The 26259-nt window shown below is 40.0% G+C and carries 28 protein-coding genes; 9 read left to right on the top strand and 19 right to left on the bottom strand.

Annotated elements, in window-relative coordinates; translation table 11 throughout:
- Positions 1-208: 208 nt before the first annotated feature.
- Complete coding sequence (locus F985_RS24715; RefSeq protein ID WP_004706141.1) at positions 209-520, top strand: ankyrin repeat domain-containing protein; 312 nt, start codon at positions 209-211, stop codon at positions 518-520.
- Between the two features lie 46 nt (positions 521-566).
- Here F985_RS24715 and F985_RS24710 read toward each other — a convergent pair whose 3' ends face one another.
- The 5 genes from F985_RS24710 to ribF all read right to left on the bottom strand — a co-directional run bounded on the left by F985_RS24710 (position 567) and on the right by ribF (position 6149).
- Positions 567-1109 (bottom strand): NADPH-dependent FMN reductase, encoded by a 543-nt coding sequence (locus tag F985_RS24710; protein ID WP_004706139.1) that lies wholly within the window; start codon positions 1107-1109, stop codon positions 567-569.
- A gap of 132 nt (positions 1110-1241) precedes the next feature.
- On the bottom strand, positions 1242-1724 hold the full coding sequence (locus tag F985_RS24705; RefSeq protein ID WP_004706137.1) for an FKBP-type peptidyl-prolyl cis-trans isomerase: 483 nt from the start codon (positions 1722-1724) through the stop codon (positions 1242-1244).
- A 1-nt stretch (position 1725) separates the two neighbouring features.
- Positions 1726-2256, bottom strand: a complete 531-nt coding sequence (lspA, locus tag F985_RS24700) for a signal peptidase II (protein WP_004706135.1) — start codon at positions 2254-2256, stop codon at positions 1726-1728.
- Positions 2249-5086, bottom strand: coding sequence for an isoleucine--tRNA ligase (ileS, locus tag F985_RS24695; protein ID WP_004706134.1), 2838 nt, complete (start codon positions 5084-5086; stop codon positions 2249-2251). Before ileS ends, lspA begins: the two co-directional genes overlap by 8 nt.
- Before the next feature lie 61 nt (positions 5087-5147).
- On the bottom strand, positions 5148-6149 hold the full coding sequence (ribF, locus tag F985_RS24690) for a bifunctional riboflavin kinase/FAD synthetase (RefSeq protein ID WP_004706131.1): 1002 nt from the start codon (positions 6147-6149) through the stop codon (positions 5148-5150).
- A 208-nt stretch (positions 6150-6357) separates the two neighbouring features.
- On the opposite strand from ribF, the gene F985_RS24685 reads away from it, so the two are divergent.
- Positions 6358-7491 (top strand): TDT family transporter, encoded by a 1134-nt coding sequence (locus tag F985_RS24685; RefSeq protein ID WP_004706128.1) that lies wholly within the window; start codon positions 6358-6360, stop codon positions 7489-7491.
- Between the two features lie 80 nt (positions 7492-7571).
- Positions 7572-8138: a 5'-methylthioadenosine/S-adenosylhomocysteine nucleosidase family protein gene (locus tag F985_RS24680; RefSeq protein WP_004706125.1), complete on the top strand. Its 567-nt coding sequence runs from the start codon at positions 7572-7574 to the stop codon at positions 8136-8138.
- Between the two features lie 36 nt (positions 8139-8174).
- Here F985_RS24680 and F985_RS24675 read toward each other — a convergent pair whose 3' ends face one another.
- The 7 genes from F985_RS24675 to argA form a co-directional block, all read right to left on the bottom strand.
- Positions 8175-8795: a TetR/AcrR family transcriptional regulator gene (locus tag F985_RS24675; RefSeq protein WP_004706123.1), complete on the bottom strand. Its 621-nt coding sequence runs from the start codon at positions 8793-8795 to the stop codon at positions 8175-8177.
- A 261-nt stretch (positions 8796-9056) separates the two neighbouring features.
- Positions 9057-9857, bottom strand: a complete 801-nt coding sequence (locus F985_RS24670) for an ABC transporter ATP-binding protein (protein ID WP_004706121.1) — start codon at positions 9855-9857, stop codon at positions 9057-9059.
- 13 nt (positions 9858-9870) lie between these two features.
- Entirely contained in the window at positions 9871-10668 is a 798-nt protein-coding gene (gene ssuC / locus F985_RS24665) for an aliphatic sulfonate ABC transporter permease SsuC (protein WP_004706119.1), read from the bottom strand.
- Entirely contained in the window at positions 10665-11840 is a 1176-nt protein-coding gene (gene ssuD / locus F985_RS24660; protein ID WP_000689549.1) for an FMNH2-dependent alkanesulfonate monooxygenase, read from the bottom strand. The genes ssuC and ssuD overlap by 4 nt, the downstream gene beginning before the upstream one ends.
- A gap of 27 nt (positions 11841-11867) precedes the next feature.
- A complete protein-coding gene (locus tag F985_RS24655) occupies positions 11868-12851 on the bottom strand; it encodes a sulfonate ABC transporter substrate-binding protein (RefSeq protein ID WP_004706117.1) in 984 nt (327 codons plus the stop codon).
- Between the two features lie 71 nt (positions 12852-12922).
- Entirely contained in the window at positions 12923-13891 is a 969-nt protein-coding gene (locus F985_RS24650; RefSeq protein WP_004706114.1) for a sulfonate ABC transporter substrate-binding protein, read from the bottom strand.
- A gap of 333 nt (positions 13892-14224) precedes the next feature.
- The gene (gene argA, locus F985_RS24645) at positions 14225-15580 is read right to left on the bottom strand and encodes an amino-acid N-acetyltransferase (protein WP_004706112.1); all 1356 of its coding nucleotides are present in this window, start codon (positions 15578-15580) and stop codon (positions 14225-14227) included.
- 158 nt (positions 15581-15738) lie between these two features.
- Between argA and F985_RS24640 the strand changes: the two genes are divergently transcribed.
- Positions 15739-16947: an IS256-like element ISAba26 family transposase gene (locus F985_RS24640; RefSeq protein WP_000343018.1), complete on the top strand. Its 1209-nt coding sequence runs from the start codon at positions 15739-15741 to the stop codon at positions 16945-16947.
- Between the two features lie 79 nt (positions 16948-17026).
- On the opposite strand, the gene F985_RS24635 is transcribed toward F985_RS24640, so the two are convergent.
- From F985_RS24635 to ubiG, 5 genes are all read right to left on the bottom strand, one after another.
- Positions 17027-17356 (bottom strand): RcnB family protein, encoded by a 330-nt coding sequence (locus tag F985_RS24635; protein ID WP_002050532.1) that lies wholly within the window; start codon positions 17354-17356, stop codon positions 17027-17029.
- A gap of 223 nt (positions 17357-17579) precedes the next feature.
- Positions 17580-17990, bottom strand: a complete 411-nt coding sequence (locus F985_RS24630) for an RcnB family protein (RefSeq protein ID WP_004706109.1) — start codon at positions 17988-17990, stop codon at positions 17580-17582.
- Between the two features lie 216 nt (positions 17991-18206).
- Complete coding sequence (locus F985_RS24625; RefSeq protein WP_004706106.1) at positions 18207-18953, bottom strand: YciK family oxidoreductase; 747 nt, start codon at positions 18951-18953, stop codon at positions 18207-18209.
- 65 nt (positions 18954-19018) lie between these two features.
- Positions 19019-19720, bottom strand: a complete 702-nt coding sequence (locus F985_RS24620; RefSeq protein ID WP_016803557.1) for an HAD family hydrolase — start codon at positions 19718-19720, stop codon at positions 19019-19021.
- Positions 19717-20430, bottom strand: a complete 714-nt coding sequence (gene ubiG / locus F985_RS24615) for a bifunctional 2-polyprenyl-6-hydroxyphenol methylase/3-demethylubiquinol 3-O-methyltransferase UbiG (protein WP_002050579.1) — start codon at positions 20428-20430, stop codon at positions 19717-19719. The genes F985_RS24620 and ubiG overlap by 4 nt, the downstream gene beginning before the upstream one ends.
- Positions 20431-20609: 179 nt before the next feature.
- Between ubiG and F985_RS24610 the strand changes: the two genes are divergently transcribed.
- On the top strand, positions 20610-21227 hold the full coding sequence (locus F985_RS24610; protein WP_004706102.1) for a thiol:disulfide interchange protein DsbA/DsbL: 618 nt from the start codon (positions 20610-20612) through the stop codon (positions 21225-21227).
- Positions 21228-21305: 78 nt separating this feature from the next.
- Here the strand turns inward: F985_RS24610 and F985_RS24605 are convergent, their stop codons facing one another.
- Together F985_RS24605 and F985_RS24600 are read right to left on the bottom strand one after the other, a co-directional pair.
- On the bottom strand, positions 21306-21953 hold the full coding sequence (locus F985_RS24605; protein ID WP_002050537.1) for a TetR/AcrR family transcriptional regulator: 648 nt from the start codon (positions 21951-21953) through the stop codon (positions 21306-21308).
- 136 nt (positions 21954-22089) lie between these two features.
- Entirely contained in the window at positions 22090-22728 is a 639-nt protein-coding gene (locus tag F985_RS24600) for a TetR family transcriptional regulator (RefSeq protein ID WP_000027529.1), read from the bottom strand.
- A 173-nt stretch (positions 22729-22901) separates the two neighbouring features.
- Between F985_RS24600 and F985_RS24595 the strand changes: the two genes are divergently transcribed.
- The 4 genes from F985_RS24595 to F985_RS26260 all read left to right on the top strand — a co-directional run bounded on the left by F985_RS24595 (position 22902) and on the right by F985_RS26260 (position 26244).
- A complete protein-coding gene (locus F985_RS24595) occupies positions 22902-23927 on the top strand; it encodes a ferredoxin reductase (protein ID WP_004706100.1) in 1026 nt (341 codons plus the stop codon).
- Positions 23928-23957: 30 nt separating this feature from the next.
- Positions 23958-25100 carry a fatty acid desaturase family protein gene (locus F985_RS24590; protein ID WP_081401438.1) on the top strand — a complete coding sequence of 381 codons (1143 nt, stop codon included), beginning with the start codon at positions 23958-23960 and terminating at the stop codon, positions 25098-25100.
- Positions 25101-25259: 159 nt separating this feature from the next.
- A complete protein-coding gene (gene rph / locus F985_RS24585) occupies positions 25260-25976 on the top strand; it encodes a ribonuclease PH (protein WP_004706096.1) in 717 nt (238 codons plus the stop codon).
- Positions 25977-26109: 133 nt separating this feature from the next.
- Positions 26110-26244 (top strand): hypothetical protein, encoded by a 135-nt coding sequence (locus F985_RS26260; protein WP_264653691.1) that lies wholly within the window; start codon positions 26110-26112, stop codon positions 26242-26244.
- Positions 26245-26259: the final 15 nt, after the last annotated feature.

The following is a 26259-nucleotide window of genomic DNA, read 5'->3' as shown; positions in this document are numbered from 1 at the left end:
CTGATCCCTTCCCGAACTCAGAAGTGAAACCTCTTAGCGCTGATGGTAGTGTGGGGTTACCCATGTGAGAGTAAGTCATCGCCAGCTCATTATTCAAACACCCCGGTTTCGAAAGAAACCGGGGTGTTGCTTATTGCGTGGAATAAATTTGTACGGTTGTCCTGTTTCAGAGATATAATGAAGAAGCTTTTAATTTTGGCATGATCTCGTGAAATTTAATTCTTTCTCTCAATTACCTGAAGATAATGAAGAACTTTCTCTTCCAGAGTTGATCTATTGGGCATCTTTAGGTGATCTAGAGCAAATAAAACAATTATTAATAGATGGAGAGGACCCTAATCAGATAGATGAGGAAGGCTATAGTGCTTTGCAAGCAGCAGCTGAGAATGATCATTTAGAGATAGTGAAGCTCTTGGTAGGAAAAGGTGCACAAGTTGCTTATAAAAGTGAATACACAGCACTACAGTTAGCAGAAATGGCTGGTAATACAGACGTAGTGAATTATTTAAAAAGTTTATAAAATTAAAAAGGCCCCTTGTGTTTGGAAAAGAGGCTTTTTATTCAATTTAAGACAAATGATATTTTTGTAGCTTTTCAACAATTGATTGAAGACCTTTTACTTCAAATTCATTGGCTTCAAATTTTTCATCTTTATTGCGTTTAAAGATATCTCGTATTTCTATTACAGCATTTGGGTCAACAATACTTAAACTTGAGGTGACTTGGCGTATTTGGCTAATAGAGCGCGAGCCATTTGTGGAGCCATAGCCAATAAATGCGGCTGGTTTACCGCTCCATTCTTTACCTACATAGTCGAGTGCATTTTTTAAAGCTGGGCTGTAACCGTGGTTGTATTCTGGGCTAATAAAGATAAAAGCATCTGCTTGAGCAATTTTGTTTGCCCATTCTTGTTGTTTAGGTTGATCATAAATTCCGGTAGCGGGTGGGTGAGAGCCTGAAAACAGAGGTAAATCCCATTCTTTTAAATCGACTACTTCGGTTTGGAAATCTTTTAGACCCAATGTTGGAATTGTTGATTCTACCCAATTGGCAATTTTAATTGCTGTACGTCCTTCACGAACACTTCCCACGACAATATAGACCAGCATATATTTTTCCTAAGGATTTTTATCCTTATAACTTAATTCATTACATAGGACGTGAGAATATAGAATTTGTAAGGATTATTATGTCATGTATAAAGATTAAATAATAAAAAAGCCCTCAATCGAGGGCTCTTTTTACATCAACTTGATGCCTTGCTGGCCAGCTGGAGTTACTTTGAATATCTCTACTTCAAAAGTAATATTTTTGCCAGCTAAAGGGTGATTGAAATCAATTTCAGTAATATCATCATTCACTGATTTCACGACACCAAATAAAGTTGCTTTTGCTTTATCTTCAAACTCGATCATGTGACCAGGAATAGGTCGTTGTTCGAATTTAACCGTATCAAAAGTTTGTATATTTTCCGGATTCCAAGGACCAAAAGCATCTTCTGGTGGAAGATGTACTGTACGTCGGTCACCTGCACGTAAGCCGAATAAGGCTTTCTCAAAACCTGGTAACAAGTTACCGTCACCAATAGTCAAGCTAACAGGTTCTTCACGGCTACGTGTATTGTCAATTTCTGCGCCATTTTCAAGAGCAACAGAAAAGTGTAGGTCAACTTTAGAACCGTCAGTAATACGAATTTCTTCATTAGGTTGAATAATTTCGGTCATATTATGCATCCGAATTTTTAGGTCTTTGCTTCTCAAGGAAGAATGTATCGATGAGTAGCAAAATGGTACCTAGAGTAATGGCACTGTCCGCTATATTAAAAGCCGGAAAGTGATGATTTTGGTAATAAACATGAATGAAATCGACCACATACCCTAAAGTAATACGGTCAATTAAATTACCAAGTGCTCCACCTAAAATTAAAGCGATAGCTATAGGTAGCACCACCATTTTTTTAGGCATACGTAGCAACCAAAATACAAAAAGTATTGAAACTAAGCCTGCCAAAGATGTGAAGAAATAGCGTTGCCATCCTCCAGCATCAGATAAAAAGCTAAAAGCTGCACCATAGTTATGTAATAGTGTCCAGTTTAAAAATGGAAGCACAGGTACAGGATCTGCATAGTTCAGATGTGTACTTGCGATCCATTTTGTCCATTGATCCAACACAATGGCAAGGACAGAAAGTCCAAGCCAAATGAGGTTGTGCGGATAAAACTGGAATAAGCCTTTTTTAGCTTGTGAATTAGGCATATTTTCTCACTTCGCCACGACCAGTGACGTTCACAATACAACGACCACATAAACCAGGATGATCGGCATGTGTATTTACATCAGGAAGGACGTGCCAGCAACGTGCACATTTTTCACCTTCAGCTGCAGATACTTGTACACGTAAGCCTTCCATTTCAGTTGCTTCACCTTGTTCAGCAAATGGATGTACTACTACTTGCGAAGTAATAAGAACAAAACGGAGTTCATCAGCCAATTGGTTTAAAACTGTTTGTAATGATTCATTTGCCCAAAGTTCAACTTTGGCTGAAAGATTACTACCGACAAGTTTAGCGTTACGGGCTGCTTCAATCTGTTTATTTACTGCAGATTTTACACTAATCAATGTTTGCCAATCTGCTTCAGAAAGTAAGTTTGCTTTTGATGAAACAGGTAGGTCATACCATTCAGCTGTAAATACATACTTCTCAGTTTGTTCTGGAATAAGTGGCCACGCTTCTTGAGCTGTGAAGCTTAGAATAGGACTCATCCAGCGAACAAATGCTTGTACGATATGGTAAAGCGCAGTTTGTGCAGAACGACGTGCTTGTGAGTCAGCCTTAGTGGTGTATTGACGGTCTTTGATGATGTCTAGGTAGAAACCACCTAAGTCATTAATACAGAAGCTTGTTAACGCACTACACACGACATGGAAGTTCATTTCTTCATAAGCAGTGATAATCGTTTGTTGTACTTCATTCGCACGTTGCAAGATGTATTGATCAAGAGCGATAAGGTCATCTACTGCTAAAGCATCTGTACTTGGTTTGAAACCATTTAAGTTTGCAAGCAAGAAGCGTAGCGTATTACGAATACGACGGTAGCTATCACTTACACGGCTAAAGATTTCTTTTGATGCTGCGATTTCATAGCGATAGTCGCTAGACGCTACATATAAACGTAAACCGTCAGCACCAAGTTGTTTGATGATTTCTTCAAGCGGGATATAGTTGCCTAAAGATTTCGACAATTTTCGGCCATTTTCATCCACTGTAAAACCATGTGTTAACAAGGCTTTGTATGGCGCGCGGTTATGAATTGCCATAGACGTTAATAAAGAAGATTGGAACCAGCCACGGTGTTGGTCTGAACCTTCTAAATATAAGTCAGCAGGGCTTTCTAATTCTTCACGTTGCTCAAGTACCGCATAATGTGTTGTACCAGAGTCAAACCATACATCTAGCGTATCGCGAACCGCATTGTACTGTTCAGCATCTTCACCAATGAAGTCTTTTGCATCACGGTTAAACCATGCATCGATACCTTCTTGTTCGATAAGTTTTGCAACTTCTTCGATGAGTTCCGGCGTACGAGGGTGCAATTCATTCGTATCTTTATGAACGAAGAAAGGAATTGGCACACCCCAAGTACGTTGACGTGAGATACACCAGTCTGGACGACCTTCGATCATTGATTCAATACGGTTTTTACCCCAGTTCGGTACAAACTCGATATCGTTTTCAATGGCGTTAAGCGCACCGTCACGTAAACCTTTTTGATCCATGCTGATAAACCATTGTGGTGTAGCACGGAAAATAATCGGAGTTTTATGGCGCCAGCAGTGTGGGTAGCTGTGTTTAATAGGTTGATGAGCCCATAAGCGACCTACAGCACCTAAAGCTTCAATAATCTTTGGATTGGCTTTATAGATGTGCTCACCAGCAAAGATTGGTGCAGTTGGTAAGTAAACTCCGTTACCACCCACTGGGTTTTCAACTTTAAGATTGTATTGAAGACCTACTTTATAGTCATCTGCACCGTGGCCAGGAGCAGTGTGTACAGCACCTGTACCGCTTGTTGCGATAACGTGTTCACCTAAAATAACCGGAACTTGACGATCGGTAAGTAAAGGATGTTGTAAAGTAAGGTTTTCAAGAGCTGAACCAGTAAAGTCAGCTAAAACAACTGGGTTTTCAAGCTTATAACGCTCAATTGCAGAAGCAACTAAGTCTTTAGCAAGAATAAAGTTTTGTTTACCACGTTCAGTCGTTACTTGTACTAATTGATATTCAATTTCGGCATGCAATGCAACTGCTTGGTTCGCTGGTAATGTCCAAGGTGTAGTGGTCCAGATCACGATATCTGTTGGGTCTTGAACATCTACATTTACACGAGCGCTTAAATCTTTTAAATCTACAACGCCAAAACCAACGTCAATTGCGTCAGATTTTTTATCTTCATATTCAACTTCAGCTTCAGCAAGTGCTGAACCACAGTCCATACACCAGTTCACTGGCTTTAAACCCGGCTGGATATGACCATTTTTTTGAATTAAACCTAAAGCACGAACGATATCGGCTTCTTGTTTGTAGTTCATGGTGAGGTAAGGATTATCCCAATCACCTAAAACACCAAGGCGTTTAAAATCAGCACGCTGTAAATCAATTTGTTTTAGCGCATATTCACGGCACAGTTTACGGAAAGTCGCTGCGTCAACTTTTTCGCCCACTTTACCTACTTTTTCTTCAACTTTTAGTTCGATTGGCAAGCCATGACAGTCCCAACCCGGAACATATGGCGCATCGAAACCTGCCAAAGTACGGCTTTTTACGATGACGTCTTTGAGTACTTTGTTAACCGCATGACCCAAGTGAATTGTACCGTTCGCATATGGAGGGCCATCATGCAAAATATATTTTTTCTTGCCAATACGCGATGCGCGAATCTGCTGATAAATGTTGTCGGTATACCACTCTTCTAACCATTTCACTTCACGTACTGCCAAATTTGCTTTCATTGCAAATTGAGTATCCGGCAGGTTTAGCGTGGCTTTGTAGTCCACTGCATTTTCAGTAGTTTGCTTATCGCTCATGCAAGTTGTCTTCCAGTTTAATCAGCTTGGGAGCCGACATGTTTTACAATCAAAATTCGAATTAAAAAGGAAATTGTGTCGTGTCGTTACGATATTGTCGTAATTGTTGCACGTCATTATCAATTCCTGCCTTAAGTGCCTCAAGCGAAGGGTAGTTCAATTCACCATGAAGATAGTGAAGAAAAGTCACCCGCATAAATAAGCCATACAGATTAGCAGAAACATCAGGGAAATGTACTTCTAATCTCCACTCTGGATGTTGTTGCTGAATGGCTGGGCGAGTACCGACATGACCTGCACCATAAAGGCTATTTTCATGATATCCGGCAATTCCTGGCTTTTCAGGGTCATCCTGAAGCACTTTTTGAGTTAGCGAAGTTGTTTCGCAAATGACTTCAACGCCATAAATACCATTTAAACAAGGCTTATGGCGGTTGAGACGGACATTAATCGTTGGAAAATCTAAAGTTCGTCCAATTTGGTCGCCATATTGAACTCGTCCAGTAATACTGTACGGACGGCCTAATAATTTAGCTGCTAAAGCGAGATTACCCACTTGAAGCACTTGGCGAATACGAGTTGAACTGACGCGTTCACCTTCGAGTTCAATCGTATGTAAATTTGTGACTTGAAAGCCGTAATTTCTTAAAAATTCGCTGTTGCCTTGACGGTCTTTACCGAAATGAAAGTCATCTCCTAAAACCAAAGCCTGCGCATTTAATTTGTCTTTTAATAAATCTGCGAATTCTGATGCGCTCATGCTACGGAAATGCTGGTCAAATTTGGCAACCGCAATGTAATCCACTCCAAGTTCGGCTAGATATTCAACTTTTTCCCGTAATGAGTTGATACGGGGTGGGGCATCGTAGCCTTTAAAGAACTCAAGCGGTTGTGGCTCAAAAATCATGACCAATGTTTTTAAGCCTTGTGCTGCAGCAATTTTTTTGAGTTGAGCAATCATCGCTTGGTGACCTAAATGGACACCATCAAAATTACCAATAGTTACCGCTGTTTGCGGCAACTGGAAATTGGGCGATAACGCATTAAGACGAAGCAGTTTCATGAACTTAAAATATGGCTATTTTTGCAAGGGCTATATATTGCCATAATCTCACAGATTCGTCTTGTTGTTGTGTTTTTACTCAGGTATTTTTCAATACGAATATCTTTTATATCTAAAAAATTGATGAATTAAATAAAAATAAATCAATTTTTCTTATTATTAATTTATCCTACTATAGCTTCATCCACTCTTTGAATAGAGACTCAAGATGAAAAGACCCTTTTACCAATTAAATCAAAGTAAAGATGTTATACGGCATTTTACCCCAAATTGGTTTACAGCAACTATGGGTACTGGTGTGGTCAGTATGATTTTAATTCAGCTTCCATTTGCCAAATCATTTTTATTTATGCTGGCTACACTGTTATGGCAATTCAATATTGTTCTATTTAGTGTTTTTTCAGTTCTTTATTTATTGCGGTGGTTTCTTTTCCCTCATGAAGCGAAGCAAGTATTTAATCATCCAAATATGAGCTTGTTTTTAGGCGCTATACCGATGGGGCTCGCAACCATATTAAATGGCTTTTTAAGCTTCGGTGTCGGGCTTTATGGTGAAGTCGCAATGCATATTGCTCAAGCTTTATGGTACGTCGATGTATTTTTAGCACTCGCAATTGCTTGGATTGTGCCGTTTTGCATGTTTAGCCGTCAGAACCATCAGCTACATACCATGACTGCAATCTGGCTTTTACCTGTCGTTGCTTGTGAAGTAGCAGCAAGCTCTGCGGGCATGTTGGTTGCACATTTACCAGCAGATTTGCATAGCTTTCATTTATTAATGGCGGGCTATGTACTTTGGGGAATTTCTGTTTTACCTGCATTCGCTATTTTGACCATTTTAATGCTGCGTATGGCTTTGCATCAGTTACCGGAAAAAGAAGTCGCAATTTCTAGCTGGTTATCTTTAGGTCCAATTGGAACAGGTGCGTTAGGTCTATTGTTGCTAGGTGAACAGGCAAAAAGAGTGGCGCCAAATGTAGGATTTGACCAGTTTGCCAATGTATTTCAAGCATTAGGCGTGGTAGGCAGTTTGGTACTGTTAGGCTTTGGGTTATGGTGGCTAGGTCTTGCGATATTAACAACGCTTCGTCATGCAAAAACCGGTATTCCGTTTAACTTGGGATGGTGGGGCTTAACCTTTCCACTTGGTGTGTTTATTTTGGCTTTATTTAATTTAGGGCATCAGGTTGAAGTTGTATTTTTACAGTATCTTGCAGTGGCACTTAGTGTTTTATTATTAGTGATGTGGAGCGTTGTAATGAAGAAAACCTTAGCCGGAGCCTATAGTGGGCAACTGTTCTTCTCTCCATGTTTAATCGCCTTACAACAAAAAATGCAGTAATAGTGAAAAGGTGCAAAAAGCTTTTGCACCTGATTTATACTTATTTTCTAATTTATTAATCTTGAATTGAGCCTTTTTGAATGAACAAAGATATCGCTTTAATTATGGCACTTCCTAATGAATCTAAAGGTTTGTTTGAGCAAGCAGGTATTGAAGTCCATTACAGTGGTATAGGTAAAATCAACGCTGCTTTTAAAGCATTTGAAGTTATTCAAAAAACAGGCTGCAAAACTCTAATTAACTTGGGTTCGGCAGGAAGCTCGTCTTTTAACCGACATGATTTGGTCGAAGTAAAAACTTTTGTGCAACGTGATATGGATGTTTCACCATTAGGGTTTGAAGTCGGTGTAACGCCGTTAGATGAGCACTTACCTGCTGAAATTCATCTTCAATCACATTTTTCTGATTTACCAAAAGGCATTTGCGGGACAGGGGACTCATTTGAAACGGGTCAGCCGAAAGTCGCTTGTGATGTGGTGGATATGGAAGGGTATGCCTTAGCCAAAGTTTGCCATAAGCTAGGTGTACGCCTAATTTCAGTCAAGTATATTACTGATGGCGCAGATGATACCGCTCATTTAGATTGGGAAGAAAATTTATTATTGGGCGCGCAAAAACTCTTGGCTCTTTATCAAAATCATTTCTAAAAAAAAGATCGGCAAATTTGCCGATCTTTTTTTGTTTTAACGAGGGATTACGCCGTAGAGCATGAGATGTACTGTATGCTCAATCGAGCGTTGGAACATACTGCGGTTTCGCAACGTTTTTCCAGTCACCATTTCCATTTGCGTGGCAAAATCGGCATAGTTTTGTGTAAGACCCCAAATATTGAGTATTAACAATTCAGGATCGATATCTGGGGAAATTTTACCTTCTTCCTGCCAAGTCTGAATGACTTTAGCTTTGCGCTTAAATAGCTTTTTCAAAGGCCCTTTTAGTATAGGTAAAATGTGCGGCGCCCCTTGGATAATTTCCAAAGCAAATAGTCGCGAAGCTTTTGGTTGGCTACGTGAAAGTTCGATTTTTTGTATTAAGTAGTGAGACAAAGCTTCGGCTGGTTCTAACTCAGCTTCTAAGGTTTGTAAGGGAGCAAGCCATTTTTGTAAAACTGTGGTCAGCACTTCCACATATAAAGACTCTTTATTTTCATAGTAATAGAAAATATTCGACTTATGCATGTCAGCGAGTTGAGCAATTTCATCCAGACTTGCACCACTGAACCCATATAGTGAAAACACATCAAGGGCGGCAGCAAGAAGCTGATTGCGCTTTTGAGTACTCTTCTTTTGTTCCATTTGCTGCATAAATTAAAAAGATAGTGCTCCCATTGTAAGGTAAATCGTTTGATTTGTGCACAGGTGTCTCACTTTTTTAGTGAAAAAACGGATAGTTATTTGAGCAATAGATATACTATTGTGCAAAAAATAGAGAGATTCACTAGTTTATTGTTATTCTTAAAAATATTTTTTTATATTCGCCCCAAAAAAGAGCAATAAATCATCAGTTTTATTGCTCGTTAATTGGACATTTTGTAGTTGAAATGGTTCTCATTACTCATCTCAGCTTTAAGTTGCTAAAACAGCATCGAGTACTTGTTGTTCAAGCTGGGCAAAAGTTATGCTCTTTTTACGCGGACGTGGCAAATTCACTTGGAAACTTTGGGCAATTTGGCCCTTATCTAATAGGATAATACGGTCGGCCAGTTGTACTGCTTCACTTACATCGTGTGTGACCAAAATGGCAGTAAAACCTTGCTCTTTCCATAAACGTTCAATCAAGCTTTGCATCTCAAGACGGGTGAGCGCGTCTAATGCACCTAACGGCTCATCTAACAGTAAAATACGTGGAGTATGAGATAATGCGCGAGCTAGCGCTGTACGCTGGCGCTGGCCACCTGAGAGCTGTGAAGGCCACTGTCCCGATTTTTCTTTTAAACCCACCTTTTCCAGTAATTCTTCTGCCAAAGCATGTTGTGATTTTGGTAGTCCAAGTTGAACGTTTTGAAGAATATTTCGCCAAGGAAGTAAGCGTGGGTCTTGGAACATAACCCGAATGTCATCGTTAGTAATGCCTTCGCGTAAATGTCGCGCAGATTTAAATTTAATTTCTCCGAAACTCGCTTTTTCAAGTTGAGCAATTAAGCGTAGTAACGTACTTTTACCGCAGCCACTACGACCAACGATCGCTAAAAATTCACCCGGTTGAATGTGTAGGTTAAGATCTTCAAGAACTTTCACCTCACCATAAAACTTATAAAGCTGTTCAATCAGAATCTCTGCACCTACGACAGGTTCTTGTGACTCTGGATGATTTTCTGGAATGAGCTCTACGTCATTCTGATTAATATTTAAATTCAGATTTGTCATATTTTAAGCTCCCTTATTTTTGATATCCCGCGTGCCAACGTAGTAAATAGCGTTCCAAAATTTGTGCTAAAACATCGGCTAACTTGCCTAATAGGGCGTAAAGCAGAATACCGACGAGTACCACATCTGTTTGCAAAAATTCTCGTGCATTCATGGTCATATAACCAATACCTGCTTGCGCTGAGATCGTTTCAGCCACAATGAGTAATACCCAAACCAAACCTAAGGCAAAACGTAGACCCACTAAAATAGAAGGCATTGCTCCTGGTAGAATAATTTCTTTGTAGAGCTGCCAGCGGGAAAGCCCATAGCTTTTACCCATCTCAATCAATTGTGGGTCGACTGAACGAATTCCATGATAGGTGTTGATATAAATTGGGAAGAAAACACCGACAGCAACTAAAAACAATTTTGCTGTTTCATCAATACCAAACCACAAAATCACCAGCGGAATAAGCGCAAGAGCTGGGATATTACGAATCATCTGTAAGGTTGTATCGAGTAGGGTGGAGGCGAAACGCGAAGACCCATTGAGCAGACCTAATAGCAAGCCTAAACCACCGCCTACTAAAAGCCCAAGCAATGCACGACCAGCACTTACTTTAACGTGATGCCATAGTTCGCCACTCACCAAAAGATGCCAAAAAGCTGAAATGACAGCACTTGGAGCAGGTAAAATACGGCTTTCTAAAAGACCCGAACTTGAGGCAATTTGCCAAACAACCAATAGAACAATTGGGAAAATCCAGGGCAGCAAACGCTGCCCGATTTGTTTTGTTCCACGTGAAACAATATTTACATCTTGGCTCATGCGGGCTCCTTGACGGAACTATTTTGCTTCTTCTCGTCTGGAACATAGTTGTTGGCAATAATCTCACCGAATGGACCAGTTAAGTTTGGCTGAGCAAGTTTAGCTCGGGTCTCAATTGGTAATAACGGGAATACTAACTCTGCAAAACGGATCGACTCTTCAAGATGTGGATAGCCCGAGAAAATAAAAGTATCGATACCTAAATCAGCATACTCTTGAATACGAGCAGCAACTGTTTCTGGGTCACCTACAAGTGCCGTACCTGCACCACCACGGACTAAACCAATACCTGCCCAAAGGTTTGGAGAGACTTCTAACTTGTCTCGGTTACCGCCATGTAGTGCGGCCATCCGTTGTTGGCCTACCGAGTCCATTTGTGCAAATTTTTTCTGTGCTGCAGCAATAGTTGCATCGTCGAGATATTGAATAAGCTCGTTCGCTGCTGCCCATGCTTGTTCGTTGGTTTCGCGAACAATGACATGCAAGCGAATGCCATAAGTTAATTTACGGCCTTTAGCCTCGGCTTTTGCACGAACATGCTCGATCTTTTCTTTCACGGCTGCTGGTGGTTCACCCCAAGTAAGGTAAGTGTCTACTTGCTCCGCTGCAAGGTCGACAGCGACGTCTGAAGAACCGCCGAACCAAAGTGGTGGGTAAGGCTTTTGGACAGGTGGGTAAAGTAGTTTTGCATCATCTACTTGTAGGCGTTCACCGTGGAATGTAAAAGCTTCACCTGTATGTGAGCGTGTCAAAATCTCACGCCAGATTTTTACATATTCATTGGCAGTTTGGTAACGCGTTGAGTGATCTTCATATAAACCATCACCGCGCAGTTCGGCTTCATCACCACCAGTCACTAAGTTGAGTAGCACACGACCATTCGATAAGCGGTCAAATGTAGCAGCCATACGAGCAGCCAAAGCTGGTGTTGTTACACCCGGACGTAACGCAACTAAAAACTTAAGGTGCTGAGTTGCATCAATCAGGCTCGCCGCCGTAATCCACGGATCTTCACATGAACGGCCAGTTGGAATAAGTACACCCTCATAACCCAAATTATCTACTGCCACAGCAATTTGCTTCATATAGGCATGGTCAACCTGACGAGCGCCTTTACTTGTACCTAAATAGCGACTATCACCGTGGGTAGGAATAAACCAGAAAATTTTCATGTGCATTACCTATATGTCTATATGAAATTACTTCGCACCCCAAACAGCTTGTTTAATGCTGATTGGTTTTGGAATGATGCCTTGTTGAGTAAAGATGTCTGCAAGCTGCTGTTGTTCAGCAATCACTTTGCTGTTCAGCGGAGCTGCTGCTGATGGACGTGGACGACGTTTAATAAATAAGTCGCTGGTTGCAGGTTTTAGTCCTGTACTTTGGCCAATCGCGCTCGCCGTTTCTGTTTGATGGCTTTGAACCCATTTGTCAGCTTGATTAATCTGTTTGATGAGTTCAGGAACAACTTTTGGATATTGCTTAACAAAATTTGGAGCAGCTAAATAAAAGGTATAGTTCGGGCTTAAACCTTTACCTGAAGCAAGTACACGAGCTTGGTCTTCTAGTTGTGCTGAAGCGTAGTAAGGGTCCCAAATTGCCCATGCATCAACGGCACCTTTTTGGAATGCAGCGCGCGCATCGGCAGGTGTGAGCCAAATTGGCGTAATGTCGCTCCATTTTAAGCCCGCTTTACGCACAGCCTGTACGAGCAAGTAATGTGAACTAGAACCTTTTTGCAACGCAATACGTTTGCCTTTTAGGTCTTTAAGCTGGGTGAGCTGTGAGTTTTTAGGAACTAAAATTGCTGACGCCAATGGCTTGGCTGCTTCATAAGCAATGTAATATAAAGGCTTGCCCGCTGCTTGAGCATAGACTGGAGGTGTGTCTCCAGTAACGCCAACATCGAGTGAGCCAACAGCCAAGGCTTCTAAAATTTGTGGGCCGGCAGGGAACTCATTCCAAGTGATTTTGGCATTTGGAAATTCTTGTTCAAATAATTTTTGCTGCTTAGCAATTGCAAAGTTGATCGAGCTTTTTTGAAAACCGATACGAAGTTCTTTTACAGTAGGGTCTATTGCCCAAGCAGGTGCAGCAATCGTTAAACCTAAGACAGCGACTGCGCTAAAGCGCTTAACTAACTGAGTCCACTGACTCTTATTAAATAATGACTGATGTTGCATATAGATATCCTTGTTCCCTTCAGGCAAGGCACAGCATTTATATCGTTATTTAAGCTGTGCCAAAGCTGGGTTTATTTCAGTTTTAAAATGGCATCTTGAATGGTGAGCTTGTTTGGAATGAGCTTTTGCGCATAAAAGGCATCGGCTACATATTGTTGTTCTTGGGTGACCTTGTCAGATATTGGCTGAACACCAAAACCCATTCGCGAAATAGAAGTTTTGAGTACATCAAATTCAAGTGCCGTAGGTTTTTCGAGTAGCTTGGCCGCTTCATCTTGATGCGTGCTGACCCATTGGGTTGTTTGATTTAGCGTTTGCACAACAGTGTTGAGTACTTTTGGATTACTTTCTGCAAATTTACGATCAGCTAAGTAAAACTGATGATTGCTTACCAAGTTTTCACCTGTTGCTAAAACACGAGCCTGAATTTGATGTTCAGCTGCTGCAAAGAACGGGTCCCAAATGACCCATGCATCGACAGCGCCTTTTTCAAAAGCAGCACGTGCGTCTGATGGCGGTAAATAAACTGGTTGAATATCACTTAAGCTTAAGTTGTTGGCTTCTAGAACTTTCAATAATAGGTAGTGAACATTCGAACCCTTATTCAGTGCGACACGTTTGCCTTTTAAATCCTGAATTGAGTGAATAGGAGAGTCTTTTTGTACCAATAATGCTTCTGCTTTTGGTGCAGCAGGTTGGTTTGCAACATAAACTAAATTTGGGTTGGCTGCTTGAGCAAAAATAGGTGGTGCTTCACCTGCTTCACCCAATGAAACGCTTCCGACATTTAGACCCTCAAGTAATTGAGGACCCGCAGGAAATTCGACCCATTTCACTTGTACGCCTTGATCTTTTAGCGCTTTTTCCAAGTCACCACGAGCTTTTAAAATAGGAAGGATGCCATATTTCTGGTATCCAATATTTAGAGTTGTGGTGGTCTGTTCCTCTTTTTTGGCACAACCACCTAGCATCATCACTCCCGCAAGGCTGGCAGCAATGACTGAATATTTTGCCCATGAAGTGGAATTAAAAAGTGCCATGTGGTTTCGTGCTCCCCGAAAGAGAAAAAGAAAAATAATTGGATGAGCAGATACCCTAAAGGGATTTTTATTTCATAAAAAATAAGTATTCAGTCTTTATTTATGCAAAAAAAAGCTAAAAACATTCGGCGATAAACTTATGCAAAAAAATGATTTATTAAACAGAATAATATTTAGGAAATAATTTTTAAGTTTTTGTAAATAAAATGAAAAATATGAAATGAAGAAAATTTAAAGATTTAAAAAAAGTACAACCATACATTAATGGTATGTATGGTTGTAATTTTGGGACTAAGCTTATCTGAAATAAGAATATCTTAAAAAATGCAAAGACTAGGGAAGCAGTTTTTTAAACACTAAAGAATTTCTTTGATAGTTATATAGTGCCTGACGGGCATTTGGTAATTCATCAACAGTGACTTGGTGGAAACCATGTTCTAAAAACCAATGAGCAGTTCGTGTTGTTAACACAAATAATTGACGAATACCTTGTTGTTTGGCCTTTTCTTCAAGGAATTGCAGAATTTGGCTACCACGATTTGATTTGCGATAACTAGGGTGTACTGCTACACAAGCAATTTCTGCCGAACGAGTTTCATTAAATTCAGTTGGAATTGGATAAAGAGCAGCACAAGCCAAAATCATACCGTCTCGTTCAATAACCGCAAACTGGCTAATTTCCTGCTCTAAACGTTCACGCGAACGATAAACCAAAATGCCTTCTTCTTCTAACGGGCGCAATAAATTCATTAAGCCACCCACATCTTGAATATGGGCTGTGCGAACTTCTTCATAGTGCGCATCGGTAATCATGGTACCCACACCGTCACGGGTGAAGAGTTCTTCAATGAGTGCACCATCATAGGCGTAAGAAATTAAATGAACACGATGAACACCCGATAAAGATGCCTTTTTTGCTTCCTGTAAATGTAGGGTTAGGGTGGGGCTACTGGTCTGGTATTGCTGAATATAGTAATCAAGTTGATGCGGACTTAATTCACGCAATAATTGTCCTTCTTCATTAAGCAAACCTTGTTGCTCACCTAAAAATATTAATTTATCTGCTTTTAAATAGGTTGCAGTTTTCGTTGCAACTTCTTCAGCTCTTAAATTAAATACTTCACCTGTGGTTGAATAGCCAGTTGGACCAAGTAAAACAATATTATCGTTATCAAGATGGCGTTCAATCGCGTCGGTGTCTATGGAACGAACCTCTCCTGTAAGCTGAAAATCCATACCATCACGAATACCATAAGGTTTAGCTGTTACGAAGTTCCCTGATACGACGTCTATGCGAGCACCGTACATTGGAGAATTAGCCAATCCCATAGATAACAATGCTTCGATTTCTAAACGAATAGAACCGACAGCACTCATGACACAGCTTAATGATTCACGTGTGGTAATACGGCTATTGTCATAAAAAGGTGTTTCGATACCTTTATCTTTAAGGTTTTGATTAATTTGTGGACGTGCGCCATGGACTAAAATTAAGCGAATACCAAGTGAATGCAATAAAGCAATATCATGGATAATGTGTTCAAAATTAGGATCGCGGACTGCTTCACCGCCGAACATTAAAACAAAAGTTTTATCGCGATGGGCATTAATATAAGGTGCTGAATGTCGGAACCAATGTACATAATGTTGGGTGTTATTATGTGATTTCTCTAAAGACTTAGTTGGCATACCGATCTCGAATCAACAGCAAAAAGATATAAAGATGATTCTAAACAAAAAAGCTTAAAGTCGCATGTATTAGATAGAAAAACGGGACTGTTCTAAATTTTGTGTAAGTACTTAATTTTCATTTATCCTTCAGAGGATAATTACAAAAGGTACTTCACATGGATGAAGCAACAATCAAAAGTATGGCTGCCGAATTGGCTAAAGGTCTAAAAACACCAGAAGACTTAAACCAAATGACAGCAGTCTTTAAAAAATTCATGATTGAAACTGCACTCAATACTGAACTTTCAGACCATCTCGGTTATGAAAAGCATCAGCCCAAGAAAGGCTCAAATAGCCGTAATGGGTTTAGTTCTAAAACCATTACAACTCAAGATGGACAACTGGCTTTAGATATTCCCCGTGATCGAGAAGGTTCATTTGAGCCACAAATTATCAAAAAGCACCAAACACGCATCACCAGTATGGATGACCAAATCCTCTCACTGTATGCAAAAGGAATGACTAATAGGGAAATTGTAGCCTTCTTCAAAGAAATGTACGATGCCGATGTGTCAGCATCTCTCATCAGCAAAGTTACCGATGCTGTGATTGAGCAAGTGACTGAGTGGCAAAATAGAGCCTTAGATAGCCTTTATCCTGTTGTCTATCTTGACTGTATTGTTGTCAAAGTCCGTCAGCACTCCAATGTGATTAACAAGTCCGTATACCTTGCTTTAGGCATCAATATGGATGGGCAAAAAGAATTACTGGGTATGTGGATTGCTCAGACAGAAGGTGCCAAATTCTGGCTGTCAGTCATGACAGAGCTAAAAAATCGAGGAGTACAGGACATTCTTGTTGCCTGTGTAGATGGATTAAAAGGCTTCCCTGACGCGATAGCCTCTGTTTACCCTCATACTGATATTCAACTGTGTATCGTGCATGTTGTACGCAATAGCCTGAGATTTGTAAGCTGGAAAGACTACAAAGCTGTTACGTCGGGTCTGAAAGCGATTTATCAGGCAAGTACAGAGGAAAATGCTTTAAAATCCCTAGACATCTTCTGTGATCAATGGAATCACCAGTATCCCAAAATTGGAGAATCCTGGCGGGCCAATTGGGAAAATATCCGAACGATCTTTAGCTATCCAGCCGAAATACGTCATGCAATTTATACAACAAATGCGATTGAGTCGTTGAATAGCGTAATACGCCATTCAACGAAGAAAAGGAAAATCTTTTCATCTGATGACTCAGTAAAGAAGGTCATTTACTTAGCAACATCAAATGCTGCGAAGAAATGGACGATGCCAATTCAAAATTGGCGTTTAGCAATGAATTGGTTTACGATTCAGTTCGATGATCGATTAAAAGATCATTTATAAAAAATGGAACTTACACAAAATAATTTACAGGCTCAGAAAAACACCCAAATTACATTTGGGTGTTTGTTGGTTTATTAAATTAACGAATCACTTTGATAATTTTATGACTTTGCTCATTTACGAGTACGTAGTTACCGTTCACTTTATACCATTTTTGAAAACGTCCAGGCTTAGTCAATTTATCATGCGTGCGATAGTCGATGACATAACGTGGGTGCTGATATTCATGTGGTACGACTTGGCCTTCTCGCCAGATATTGGCACGATCATCTTTATGAATTACTTTGACTGGTCTGACGTCATGGTTTCGGTAGTTATCATGATGGTCATGATCATTTGGTGCAGCCATCGCTGTTGATGCGATTAAACCACTCATTGAAAGAACAATTGCTGTTGTTAGTTTTTTCATAATGAACCTCGAATGATAAATTAAATTTCGATAATTGAAGATTAGTGAAGAATTACAGATAAATCGTGAAGACTAAGAACAATAAATGTGAAAAATATCTAGGAAATAAGAAGAAATTTAGAATATATAAATTTTTAATATCTTATTGATATAAAAATAAAAAAGGATAAAACCGATGGGCTTTATCCTTTTTTACTAACTGATGAGTGAGGAGCTATCAGTTTTATAAACCACGGATGCTAACAATGCTATTAGAATCTGTGTCGACTAAAATATAGTCATTATTGATTTTGTACCATTGTTGATTACGGTCTGGTTTAGGCAAGTTATTGTCTCTATAGTCGACCTTATAGCCATTACCGCGATAATGCTGTGGCATAACATAGCCTGGCTGCCAGCGATGTTGTTTTAGACGCTCAAAACCGCGTTCTTCGCGCATACGACGCTCATCGCGAAAACGATCTTCATCATCGTCACGGTCATGTTTATGCCCACGATCATTCCATTCACCACGAGGCCCACCTTTAGGTCCTTTCTGGCCATGTCCTCGGTCAAATGGAGGATCAGCAAAGCTTGCCATACTGGTGGTCAGTACAGTTATGCTAAGGGCTAAGATGGTGAACAACTTTTTCATGATGCATCCTCGTTTACATCTGATGTCTCTCATGTTAAATACTGTACGCGCAAAATGCAGAGAAACTGTGAAGATCATTTAATGCTTCAATTAAAATTACGGATAAATCCAGTGTTTTATCAATAATAAAAAAGGCTTGTATATATCTTTTCAGGTATAGCCAAGCCAGATGTGATGATCGGCCGTAATTTATTTTAGCTTTTCATCTATAGTTATTTAGTCCTGTGCATCAATACTTTGACCATTGAGCGTCAGGCTATCTTCACCCATTAAATAAAGATAAGCCGGCATGATTGACTCTGGTGTTGGTAATGTTTTTGGATCTTCTTCAGGATAAGCTTTAGCACGCATTGCAGTACGTGTTGCACCTGGGTTAATGCAGTTAAAGCGAATATTTGGATAAGTATGCTCAGCTGCAAAAATCTTGCTCACAGCTTCAATCGCGACTTTAGATACTGAATAAGCACCCCAAAGTGCACGTGCTTCGCGACCTACGCCAGAGCTGGTAAACACAACAGAAGCGTTATCTGATTTTTGTAAAAGTGGGAGTAAGGCTTGAGTAAGCGCAAAAGGTGCACGTAAATTGACTGCCATCACATCATCCCACACTTCTGCTGGGTAATGAGCGAGTTCTACTCGATCACCTAAAATACCGGCATTATGCAAAATACCATCTAGACGTCCAAATTGCTTTTCTAACGTATTGACTAAAAAGTCATAATCACGATCAGAAGCACTCGAAAGCTGGAGCGGTAAAATTGCAGGTTGAGGGGCGCCTAAACCTTCAATTTCATCATAAATTACTTCAAGTTTATTTAAGGTTCTACCATGCAAAACCACAGTTGCACCGTGTAAAGCATAACTGAGGGCCGCAGCTCGCCCGATTCCATCACCTGCACCGGTGATTAAAATAATTCGATCTTTGAGTAGATCTGGACGAGGTTGATATTCTGAATATTTCATTGGTAAACCTCCTTCTTTTTATACTGATATAAATAACCGTTAAAAAAGCCTGTAAAACTCTTGTGTTAACTTATCATACGCTGATTTTCCTGTAGAGCAGGAAGCTTTTGACGTAACATCTCGTGTAATTCTGTCACCGTATTTACAATCGAATCGGCTTGCCACGCGGCTAAATCATCACGATGTTCGATAGGTAAATAGCCGTATGCTGCCAAGATGGTATACATATTGGCATTGCGACCAGCATCAATATCACGTGGGTGATCGCCCACATAAATAATTTCATCTGCTGGAATATTTAACTGCTTTGCAGCCAAATACATCGGTTCTGGGTCTGGTTTAGTTTTAGAAACATCTTCCGGACACACTAAAACTGCACAGCGTTCAGTCAGGTTTAGCTTTTCTAGAAGAGATTCACTTAAACCGCGTGGTTTATTGGTGACAATACCCCACGGTATTTGTTGGGCTTCCAGCTCTGCCAAAAGCGGATACATCCCTTCAAATAGATCTGTATCGACGACAATATTATTGCCATACATATCTAAAAAATTTTGTCGATGTGCCAAGAAGATTGGATTGGTTACATCCAGCTCTGGATAGACCAATTTGACCATGGCGCGTGCACCTTCAGACACCTGAGTGCGAATAAGGTCTGCTTCTACAACAGGACGTCTTGCATCACGACACATTTGTTGAATAATGCGAATAAAGTCGGCAGCGGTATCGATGAGAGTGCCGTCTAAATCAAATAAAACAGCTTTCATCATGCACCTGTCTTTACGGTATGAACCATATAGTTAACATCAACATTTGGTGCTAACCAATAACGCTTCGTAATTGGGTTGTAGTGCAAACCTGTCATTTCTTTTAAAGTTAAACCTGCATTACGAATGTCATGTGCCATTTCTGACGGGCGAATAAACTTGTGATAATCATGCGTACCTTTTGGAAGCATGCGTAGCACGTATTCAGCACCAATAATGGCAAATAAATATGATTTTGGGTTACGGTTAATGGTCGAGAAGAACACATGGCCACCTGGCTTAACCAAAGCCTGACATGCTTTAACAATAGATGCAGGGTCTGGAACGTGTTCCATCATTTCCATGCAAGTGACCACATCGTATTGACCTGCTTGTTCTTGAGCCAACTCTTCAACTGGAATTTGGCGATATTCAATATTTTGGACATTTTCTTGTTGAGCATGTAAACGACCTACTGCTAAAGGCGCTTCACCCATATCGATGCCGAGTACGTCTGCACCGCGGCGCGCCATACTTTCAGCTAAAATACCGCCACCACAGCCAACATCAAGCACCTTTTTACCAGCAAGACCACCGGCACGTTCATCAATCCAATTTAAACGTAATGGGTTAATTTGATGGAGTGGGCGAAATTCAGAATGTTGATCCCACCATTTGGCAGCAAGAGCTTCAAATTTTGCGATTTCTTGTAAATCAACATTCAATTGCGACATGGTGCTACCTCTAAACTTGGGTTATCTTTTTGATGTAGTTCGCTGTTAGTGTAGCGATTATTGGGAAAAAAGCGATAAACCCAATAAAAAACTTCACAGAAGCAAAACGAATTTAGCATATTTGTTTTATATTTAGGGCATAAGCTAATGCATAACAACTTAGAGGAAAAGCTGTAACAATGAAAAAATTGGTTTTGGGTGGTTTGAGTGCAGCAATTATGGCCGTATCGGGTAGTGCAATGGCAGCAGATTTCGTTGCTGGTAAAGACTACACCGTAATTGCCAATCCAGGCAAAGTGGAAGTACCGGGGAAAATCGAAGTTCGTGAGTTCTTTTGGTATGGTTGTCCGCACTGTTTTAAACTTGAACCGCATATGCAAGAGTGGTTAAAACAGATTCCGAGCGATGTACGTTTCGTACGTACGCCAGCTGCTATGAACAAAGTATGGGAACAAGGGGCACGTACTTACTATACATCTGAGGCATTAGGCGTACGTAAGCGCACGCATTTACCATTATTCCATGCAATTCAGGTGAATGGTCAGCAGATTTTTGATCAGGCTTCTGCGGCTAAATTCTTTACTCGTTACGGTGTGCCTGAACAAAAATTTAATAGCACTTACAACTCATTTGCAGTAACTGCAAAAGTTGCCGAGTCAAATAAACTTGCTCAACAGTACCAATTAACAGGCGTTCCTGCTGTAGTGGTAAATGGTAAGTATGTTGTACAGGGTGAAGATGGTAAAGTTACTCAAGTACTTAATTACTTAATTGAGAAAGAACGTAAAGCAAAATAATTTTGAGTGCGTTAGAAAAAGGGCTTCATCAGAAGCCCTTTTTTATAAAATTTATTTCATAATCACGAAATCATTCAATTAATTTTGAGAATTCTCATCTTCAATCTGAAAATTTAACGCATCAAAATTGGTGGTTTGGGTGGGTAACGACAACGCCTGATTAATATATAAATTAATCAATTTTTGGCGAGAACCAATCGAGCGCTGATAATAAGTCGAATTTAAAAGTAGTGATGCACCGTAAGTCAGTGACCAGATATAAGATAAATAGTCACGAATCGACATGTCATAATTTAATGATTTTAAATAACTTTCTGTAATATCTTTAATCGCTAAAATACGTTGCTGACGGATTTCATACAGCTCTTCAAAAAGGTGCTTCAACTTAGACTCTGTCATCGTCAGATTTTCTTCAAGCTGATGCAATAAAATCGTTTTTCCCGGTGTGAGCAAATGGTGGAGCATGTAACGCGGAGCATACTCTTTGAAATCAGTATTATATTTTTGAGAAATTTCTAAAATTTGTTTTTCATTTTGAATAATGAGTTCAAGTAGAAGTTCATTTTTACTTCTAAAGTGTTTATAAAGCGTACCTTTTGCGATATCTAGCTCGGCCACTAATTCATCTAGAGTAATTTCCTGATTGTTTTCTAGTAACAATTTTTCTGCAACGCTTAGAATTTTTTCTTTGCGCATCAAAAATTGTGTATGACGATCAAGATTCATAGGTATTCCCACACCAGTTTGGCCTAACGAATAGTTTACTTCCTGTAAAAAGAAAAAGACTTTTCTCGAAATTTTAGCCTTTTTCTTTCACTCTTTACGTATTAACACATAACCTGTTTTTTGTCATTTGCCAGTTTTACCGTTCCCAGTTGGCAATGCCTCTAAACAGTAAGCGAACTTGTGTAGACGCATTTTCAATAAACGCAGTTTGTTGCTGTTTAAGTTGCTCACCTTGATATTGTTTGGCGAGGTTGAGCCACGTCATTGCCCATGTAAATGACATATTGGTCAAAATGGTAGATAAGACATTTAAGTCTTGAGGGTTTTGAATATGTTTAAAATTTTCGAGTTTAGTCAGATCTGTTGTTAGATCTTCAATTAAAAATTCAATTTCTCTGGCAATGGCTGCACGAACGGTTTCGGAACCTCCCCAACGTTCAGCAATCATAAATTGCCACTGTTTAGGGCTATGGTTCACTGCCTGTACAAATAGTTCAATACTGGTTTGGGTTTTTGCAGACTTGTGCTGTAAATAACTCTGGCCGAGTTGATGTAAAACGCTTTTTAAATGTAGGGCAACTTGGTCAACCAATTCTTTCCCGAGTTCATCCATGTCTTGAAAATGACGATAGAACGCAGTTGGCACTAAACCTACTTCACGTGCAACTTCACGCAAACTAATACTACTGAACGAACGCCCAGACGTGCTTAGATGCAAGGCTGCATCGAGAAGTGCCTGACGACTTTGCTGTTTTCGTTCATCCCGTATCGACATTAAAAAAACCTATTTAAACCGTGAGCCAAAGTCTAACAAAAAAGAGCAAACTTTCATAAAAAAAATAGTGAACAAGTGTTGACTGAGTGAACACTTATAAATATAGTGTACACATGTTCACTATACGAACATGTGTTCACTCAAATAAATAGCCAGAAACAAAAGAGGAACGTATGAACGCAACACTTAACTATCAACCGCATTGGGTTCGAGAAGATTTCGTTGATTTTATTTTGCAAAAAATTAACGTGTCTTGGGCTTGGAAAAGGGTACTTGCAGAAGTTACCGCTGTTCAGCCGCTTCATACCGATATGGTGCTTATTAGGCTTAAACCGAATCGTAATTTTAATTTCGATCAGGTTTGTGCGGGACAAAGTATTCTATTGACGTTGCTTATCGATGGCGTTTACCAACAACGTAGCTATTCGATTATTGAAGTAACAACTCAAGGTGAAATCGCTTTAGGTATTAAAGTACAAGGCTTGGTGTCTCGTGCAGCTCAACTGTTACATGTGGGCGAGTGTGTTGAGATTTCACAGCCACAAGGTGATTTTACTTTGCATGAAGGTCAGCAGCCTGCGATTTTAATTGCATCAGGAAGTGGTATTACTGCAATTTATTCACTCTTGCAGCAAGCTTTAAAACAGCAGCTTGAACAAATCCATGTCATTTATTTTAATCGTGCGGAAATTTTTCATGCCGAATTAAAAGCTTTAGCAGAACAGCATCCACAGCTTCAGTATCATTTTTTTAATACCAGCGAGCAAAAACAGTATTTAACCGAAAGCTTACTGCAAAAGCTGGTTCCAGATTTTGCGCAGACTGCGACCTATATATGTGGTCATCACGGCATGATGCAGCAGGCGAATGAAATTTATGCGCAAAAAGGTGCTCAGTCTCAGCTTCACCAAGAATATTTCCAACCACTTCAAGTGACTGGTACACATGCAGCACAGCCTGTTATTTTCCGCCGTGCTCAACATGAATTTTTAGCTGAAACAAATTTACTGAGCAGTGCAGAGCAGGCGGGACTACGTCCGCAACATGGCTGCCGTATGGGTGTTTGCAATAAATGCAGCTGTACCAAGGTAAGTGGAGTTACCCAAAACCTGTTAACCGGTGAAATTGAAGACCAACCTAACCGTCCAATTAAACTATGCGTGAGCCAGGCATTAAGCCCAGTCACGATTGATCTATAAAAAGAATTAAAGAGGTTTAACCCTATGAATATGGCATTAGAATTTTCTACTGTTTCTAAATCTGCTCATTTAACACCGGAACAAACTGAAGAATTTGGCCACCGTGTTGAACAGATTCGTCAAGAAGTTATGCAAAGTCTTGGTGAGCAAGATGCAAAATATATCTACAAAGTCCGTAACTTTGTCCGCTATACCGAAATCGCATCACGTGGCATGTTGATGTTTGGTGGCTGGATTCCACCTGTTTGGTTATTTGGTACAGGTTTACTGGGTATTTCTAAAATTGTAGAAAACATGGAACTTGGTCATAACGTTATGCACGGTCAGTTTGACTGGTTAAATGAACCAAGTCTGAATGGTAATACCTATGATTGGGATACCATTGCCTCTGGTGATGACTGGCGTGAAACACACAACTATGTACACCACACCTACACCAATATTGTCGGTAAAGACCACGATGTCGGATATGGAATTTTACGAGTAAGTGATCAACAGAAGTGGGAACCTCGTCACCTGTTTAATATTCCACTCGGTCTACAGTTAATGTTTTTCTTTGAATGGTATGTAGGTGTACAAAACTTACACCTTGAAGATGCATTAGTTTATAAAACCAAGAGCTGGAAACAGGTTTGGAAAGATTCGGCTAAAGTGCGTAAAAAAGCCACACGCCAAGTTTTAAAAGACTATGTGTTTTTCCCTGTGATCTCTGGTCCTATGTTTTTACCAGTTTTTGCAGGAAATGTCGTTGCCAATATTATTCGTAACTTGTGGTCATCTGCCGTGATCTTTAATGGTCATTTTACTGAAGATGCAGAAACGTTTGAGCCGGATAATACCGACACTGAAACTAAGGCAGAGTGGTATTTACGCCAGATTCGTGGTTCGAGTAATTTTAGTGGGACAGAATGGCTTCATTTTCTGAGTGGTAACTTAAGTCATCAAATTGAACACCACTTATTCCCAGATATGCCTGCCAACCGCTATAAAGAAGTGGCACCGAAAATTAAGGCGCTTTGCACAGAATATGGTATTCACTACAACGAAGCGAACTTTATGCGTCAGTTCTGGAGTGTATGGGTACGTTTAGCAAAATGTTCATTGCCAAACCATACCACTGGAAAAGTGATGCAGACATTAGAAAAGTTAAAAGCAAAATTTAAATTTGCATAATCTCAGTTAATCCAAAATAGCTCCTTTTTAGGGGCTATTTTTATTTTTGAGCCATGAAAAGTGCAGACTTACATTTCAAAGTAGGGAATAAACTCAACCTGTCAAAATCCTTTGCTATACTATGCCCAAGTTTGTATTTAAGAGAATTTAGGAAGGATTATGCGTATTGACCAACGTGCATTAGACCAATTACGTGAAGTGAAAATTACACGAAACTACACCCGTTATGCTGAAGGTTCTGTGCTGGTCGAATTTGGTCACACCAAAGTCCTTTGTACTGCAAGCATTGATAACTCAGTGCCACGCTTTTTAAAAGGCCAAGGCCAAGGCTGGGTAACAGCAGAGTATGGTATGTTACCGCGTTCAACACATTCACGTTGTGACCGTGAAGCTGCTCGTGGTAAACAAACTGGTCGTACTCAAGAAATCCAACGTCTCATTGGCCGTAGCTTGCGTGCGATGGTTGATTTGAAAAAGCTTGGTGAAAATACCATTACTATCGACTGCGATGTAATTCAGGCAGATGGCGGTACACGTACAGCTTCAATCACTGGTGCTGCTGTAGCATTGGTTGATGCGATGAATGTTTTACTTGCACAGAAAAAAATTAAGCATGATCCGCTTAAAGGCTTAGTTGCTGCAATTTCTGTGGGTATGTATCAAGATGAAGTACTTCTTGATCTTTGCTATGAAGAAGATTCGAACTGTCAAACTGACTTAAACGTAGTAATGACACAAGCGGGCGAGTTTATTGAAATTCAAGGTACAGCCGAAGATAAACCGTTTACTCGTGCACAAAGCAATGCCATGTTAGAAATGGCAGAAAAAGGAATTGCCGAGCTGATTAAAAAGCAACAAGAAGCTTTAGGCTGGTAATTTCAAGTTATCTAAAAAACGCATCTTCGGATGCGTTTTTTTATGCCTTCATCAAATCGACATAAAAACATCACCTGCCTGTCACCTTTTCGCTTTATTAGTAGTTCGCATTTAAACCGTTTGGAAAAAAATGATGCGAAAACTTTCACTTTTATTTATTACATCTTTAGCGCTTATGCTCAGTGCTTGTAACGATGACAACAACTCAGATAATTCATCGCCAACAACACCGCCAACCAGCAATTGCAAAATGCACTGTGCACCATAATAAAAATTAAGGATG

The organism is Acinetobacter seifertii, assembly GCF_000368065.1.
In the GTDB taxonomy this organism is placed as follows: Bacteria; Pseudomonadota; Gammaproteobacteria; order Pseudomonadales; family Moraxellaceae; genus Acinetobacter; species Acinetobacter seifertii.
The sequence above is the reverse complement of the archived record's forward strand: the minus strand, read 5'-3'. Positions and strand labels throughout refer to the sequence as shown.

What these genes read in the sequence shown, in the direction of transcription:
- F985_RS24710 (WP_004706139.1), bottom strand. Translation starts at nt 1,109, where the DNA reads ATGCTGGTCTATATTGTCGTGGGAAGTGTTCGTGAAGGACGTACAGCA.
- F985_RS24705 (WP_004706137.1), bottom strand. Translation starts at nt 1,724, where the DNA reads ATGACCGAAATTATTCAACCTAATGAAGAAATTCGTATTACTGACGGT.
- lspA (WP_004706135.1), bottom strand. Translation starts at nt 2,256, where the DNA reads ATGCCTAATTCACAAGCTAAAAAAGGCTTATTCCAGTTTTATCCGCAC.
- ileS (WP_004706134.1), bottom strand. Translation starts at nt 5,086, where the DNA reads ATGAGCGATAAGCAAACTACTGAAAATGCAGTGGACTACAAAGCCACG.
- ribF (WP_004706131.1), bottom strand. Translation starts at nt 6,149, where the DNA reads ATGAAACTGCTTCGTCTTAATGCGTTATCGCCCAATTTCCAGTTGCCG.
- F985_RS24685 (WP_004706128.1), top strand. Translation starts at nt 6,358, where the DNA reads ATGAAAAGACCCTTTTACCAATTAAATCAAAGTAAAGATGTTATACGG.
- F985_RS24680 (WP_004706125.1), top strand. Translation starts at nt 7,572, where the DNA reads ATGAACAAAGATATCGCTTTAATTATGGCACTTCCTAATGAATCTAAA.
- F985_RS24675 (WP_004706123.1), bottom strand. Translation starts at nt 8,795, where the DNA reads ATGCAGCAAATGGAACAAAAGAAGAGTACTCAAAAGCGCAATCAGCTT.
- F985_RS24670 (WP_004706121.1), bottom strand. Translation starts at nt 9,857, where the DNA reads ATGACAAATCTGAATTTAAATATTAATCAGAATGACGTAGAGCTCATT.
- ssuC (WP_004706119.1), bottom strand. Translation starts at nt 10,668, where the DNA reads ATGAGCCAAGATGTAAATATTGTTTCACGTGGAACAAAACAAATCGGG.
- ssuD (WP_000689549.1), bottom strand. Translation starts at nt 11,840, where the DNA reads ATGAAAATTTTCTGGTTTATTCCTACCCACGGTGATAGTCGCTATTTA.
- F985_RS24655 (WP_004706117.1), bottom strand. Translation starts at nt 12,851, where the DNA reads ATGCAACATCAGTCATTATTTAATAAGAGTCAGTGGACTCAGTTAGTT.
- F985_RS24650 (WP_004706114.1), bottom strand. Translation starts at nt 13,891, where the DNA reads ATGGCACTTTTTAATTCCACTTCATGGGCAAAATATTCAGTCATTGCT.
- argA (WP_004706112.1), bottom strand. Translation starts at nt 15,580, where the DNA reads ATGCCAACTAAGTCTTTAGAGAAATCACATAATAACACCCAACATTAT.
- F985_RS24640 (WP_000343018.1), top strand. Translation starts at nt 15,739, where the DNA reads ATGGATGAAGCAACAATCAAAAGTATGGCTGCCGAATTGGCTAAAGGT.
- F985_RS24635 (WP_002050532.1), bottom strand. Translation starts at nt 17,356, where the DNA reads ATGAAAAAACTAACAACAGCAATTGTTCTTTCAATGAGTGGTTTAATC.
- F985_RS24630 (WP_004706109.1), bottom strand. Translation starts at nt 17,990, where the DNA reads ATGAAAAAGTTGTTCACCATCTTAGCCCTTAGCATAACTGTACTGACC.
- F985_RS24625 (WP_004706106.1), bottom strand. Translation starts at nt 18,953, where the DNA reads ATGAAATATTCAGAATATCAACCTCGTCCAGATCTACTCAAAGATCGA.
- F985_RS24620 (WP_016803557.1), bottom strand. Translation starts at nt 19,720, where the DNA reads ATGATGAAAGCTGTTTTATTTGATTTAGACGGCACTCTCATCGATACC.
- ubiG (WP_002050579.1), bottom strand. Translation starts at nt 20,430, where the DNA reads ATGTCGCAATTGAATGTTGATTTACAAGAAATCGCAAAATTTGAAGCT.
- F985_RS24610 (WP_004706102.1), top strand. Translation starts at nt 20,610, where the DNA reads ATGAAAAAATTGGTTTTGGGTGGTTTGAGTGCAGCAATTATGGCCGTA.
- F985_RS24605 (WP_002050537.1), bottom strand. Translation starts at nt 21,953, where the DNA reads ATGAATCTTGATCGTCATACACAATTTTTGATGCGCAAAGAAAAAATT.
- F985_RS24600 (WP_000027529.1), bottom strand. Translation starts at nt 22,728, where the DNA reads ATGTCGATACGGGATGAACGAAAACAGCAAAGTCGTCAGGCACTTCTC.
- F985_RS24595 (WP_004706100.1), top strand. Translation starts at nt 22,902, where the DNA reads ATGAACGCAACACTTAACTATCAACCGCATTGGGTTCGAGAAGATTTC.
- F985_RS24590 (WP_081401438.1), top strand. Translation starts at nt 23,958, where the DNA reads ATGGCATTAGAATTTTCTACTGTTTCTAAATCTGCTCATTTAACACCG.
- rph (WP_004706096.1), top strand. Translation starts at nt 25,260, where the DNA reads ATGCGTATTGACCAACGTGCATTAGACCAATTACGTGAAGTGAAAATT.
- F985_RS26260 (WP_264653691.1), top strand. Translation starts at nt 26,110, where the DNA reads ATGCGAAAACTTTCACTTTTATTTATTACATCTTTAGCGCTTATGCTC.